The organism is Neisseria sp. P0021.S005, assembly GCF_051956955.1.
In genome coordinates, this window is sequence record NZ_JBQCWY010000391.1 from 1 (window position 1) to 2819 (window position 2819).

General features: G+C 43.2%; 4 protein-coding genes and 1 pseudogene. 4 read left to right on the forward strand and 1 reads right to left on the reverse strand.

Features of this window, described 5'->3' with window-relative positions; genetic code table 11:
• The 3 genes and pseudogenes from ACTHUE_RS14605 to ACTHUE_RS14615 form a co-directional block, all read left to right on the forward strand.
• Window positions 1–326 (forward strand): annotated as a pseudogene (locus tag ACTHUE_RS14605) (succinate--CoA ligase subunit alpha); the annotation flags it as partial.
• 193 nt (window positions 327–519) lie between these two features.
• The gene (locus ACTHUE_RS14610) at window positions 520–954 is read left to right on the forward strand and encodes a DUF883 family protein (RefSeq protein WP_004519274.1); all 435 of its coding nucleotides are present in this window, start codon (window positions 520–522) and stop codon (window positions 952–954) included.
• Between the two features lie 109 nt (window positions 955–1063).
• Window positions 1064–1471, forward strand: a complete 408-nt coding sequence (locus ACTHUE_RS14615; protein ID WP_039861951.1) for a phage holin family protein — start codon at window positions 1064–1066, stop codon at window positions 1469–1471.
• Window positions 1472–1645: 174 nt separating this feature from the next.
• Here the strand turns inward: ACTHUE_RS14615 and ACTHUE_RS14620 are convergent, their stop codons facing one another.
• Window positions 1646–1972 (reverse strand): hypothetical protein, encoded by a 327-nt coding sequence (locus tag ACTHUE_RS14620; protein ID WP_004519276.1) that lies wholly within the window; start codon window positions 1970–1972, stop codon window positions 1646–1648.
• 341 nt (window positions 1973–2313) lie between these two features.
• Between ACTHUE_RS14620 and ACTHUE_RS14625 the strand changes: the two genes are divergently transcribed.
• On the forward strand, window positions 2314–2580 hold the full coding sequence (locus ACTHUE_RS14625) for a hypothetical protein (RefSeq protein WP_039861953.1): 267 nt from the start codon (window positions 2314–2316) through the stop codon (window positions 2578–2580).
• Window positions 2581–2819: the final 239 nt, after the last annotated feature.

Genomic DNA, 2819 nt, shown 5'->3' on the forward strand with positions numbered 1-2819 from the left:
ACCAAATCGACGCACTGAAACTCTTCCAAGAAGACCCAGATACCGACGCCATCATCATGATCGGTGAAATCGGCGGTACTGCGGAAGAAGAAGCAGCCGAATACATCCAATCCAACGTAACCAAACCTGTTGTAGGTTACATCGCTGGTGTTACCGCTCCTAAAGGCAAACGTATGGGCCACGCCGGTGCGATTATCTCCGGTGGTAAAGGTACTGCCGAAGAAAAATTCGCCGCTTTCGAAAAAGCCGGTATCGCTTACACCCGCAGCCCTGCCGAGTTGGGCACTACCATGCTGGAAGTGTTGAAAGCAAAAGGTTTGGCATAAGACTTAAGTCTTTAAGCTGAATTGAAAAGGCCGTCTGAAGTTTTCAGACGGCCTTTTTTTAAATTTCATTTGCTTGTTTTCATAATAAGCACTTAATTTTATTTAAATTAACGTTTATTTTAGAATAAACGGTTATAATTTATTAACAGATAAACAGTCTGTAACCATATCAACCTATATCAAGGAGAAAACCATGAAAAAACACGATTTTGAGGCACGTCGCGAGGCTTTGCTGAAAGACATCCGAGAAGTAATGGATGATGTGGAAGAGTTATACCGCAATGGTGTTGAAGCCGGTTCGGAAGAGGGTAGCAAAGCCCGAGCCAAATTGGAAGAAAAATTGGCTGTGGCCAAAGAGCGTTTGAGCCGTTTTGAAGAAGAGGCCGGCGAACGTCTGCGCCATCATGCCGAGCGTGCGCGTGAAAAATACGAGCAGTTTGAAGAAGCGGCTCAGGAGCGTTTGAAAGAAGGCAAAGAGCGTTTTGCCGAATTTGAAGCTGATGCGGGCGAGCGTTTGAAACGCGGTGCCAAACACGCTGATGAAGTGGTGCATGAGAAACCATATTATGCGATGGGTTTTGCCGCATTGGCCGGTTTGGTTGTCGGTGTGTTGTTGAACCGCCGTTAATGTGAATATGTTAAGGCCGTCTGAACAGGCGTGTACATGAAATCATGGATTTCATTGCGCCGTGCAGACGGCCTTAGCCTTATTTTTCCTGGAAAAAAGGATAATCGAGATGGGAATTCGCCAGCGTTTTGAACATGGCAAGGCTTTGTTGAATCAGGGCGCGGATTTGCTGCTGCTGCGTTTGCAGGTATTGAGCTTGGATTTGACGCGTCAGGCGGAAAATGTGTTTCGTTTGGCGATTTGGCTGGTGTTGTCCGGCGCGCTGTTGATGGTGGGCTTGGTCGGTTTGCTGTTCGGCTTGAACCGCGTGCTGTCGGATGTGGCGGCGTTATGGGTGTTTTTCGGCATTTTCTTCTTGAGCCTGCTGATTATTGCCGTATTGTTCCGCAAAGTATCGGCAGATTATCGGGAGCAGGGCAGCCGTGTGGCTGAGACCTTGCAGGATATTCGATCGGATATTGCGTATTTGCGCGGTGAGATAGACAAGGATGCGGACGATGAAGCAACAGGTGCATAGGAGTTTTCTAAGAATATTAGAACATGTCAATTCTATTGCAAATGCCGTCATAGATAGACATAAAAATATTTTCGTAGCTTTTAAGATACTCTTGAAACCTTGATTAGGCATTTGCTCTCTAATGATAAGGGGTTGTCCTCAAATAATCAGTAAAGAAAGATTTGTTCTGGTTATCTATAGCAGGGTAGTTCCAGTAATATTAATTTGGGGATAGAGTTTTATCAGGATATGAAGACTGTTAGAAAATTTAAATGATAGGTAATTACCATTTTCATCCAAATATAGCTCCGACAGATTTTCTAGATAAAGATCAATGACAATATAATCTTTTCTGTAAAACAAGAGTCGGACAGAATTTACTGTCAGATCAAAGCTCAAAGTAACTCGTTCATCACCGTTAACAAACTTAACAGTCTGAATAACATCGTCTATTTCGCAATCAAATCCATAAATAGATATAAACTCATTACAATTTGGAATCACTAATTTAGTATTATTCATTGCTAGTTCCCTCCGTTGAGTATTATGGTAGCAGAAGATCTCGAGTTGTTATTTATTATTGGAAAAAGACTCTTAAATTTTTAACTTTTTAGGACAGTTACATCTTCTTTTGTTTAAGCCTTATATTTTCCTGAAAAGAGATAATATTGAGATAGCGTTGTCAAATCTGGTGGCTTTGAGGATATTTTTAGGTATTTTTTATGAAGCTGTTGATTATACTGTATCATTTTAAACGGTATCGGCAGATTATCGGGAGCAGGGCAGCCGTGTGGCTGAGACCTTGCAGGATATTCGATCGGATATTGCGTATTTGCGCGGTGAGATAGATAAGGATGCGGACGATGAAGCAACAGGAGTATGAAGAAGCGCGCGAGCTGCTGCTTTTAGAAGCTAAGCTGGTGCGGCTGCGGATTGAAGCGGAAAATTTGAAACTGCGTAAAGCGGAAGAAGGTAATGCTCGGCAGACTAATCGCTTGGTAATGTTGGCCGATGTGGCGTATCAGTTGAGCCAAACGCGTTTGCTGTCTCAACGCTCTTTGTTCTCTACATCACGCCGTCGGCATTGGATCTGGCTAGTGTTGGCGGTCATACTGGGCTTGTCGAGATAATCGAGGGCGGAGATTTGGTCTAAATGATATTTGCAGCGAGTTGTTGGAGCGTGTGAGCCGCTTGTTGAGGACGCTGCGTTATTGTGTTGCCGAAACTGAAACTTTATCTATATTGAGTATTTTTTACAAAAGACACCGGCCGTCTGAACATTTCAGACGGCCTCAATGTTTGGAGTTTCAGATATAATGGCGGCAATTTTGAAATTATTAAATGAAGGATAAGTGATGAACCGTTTGTA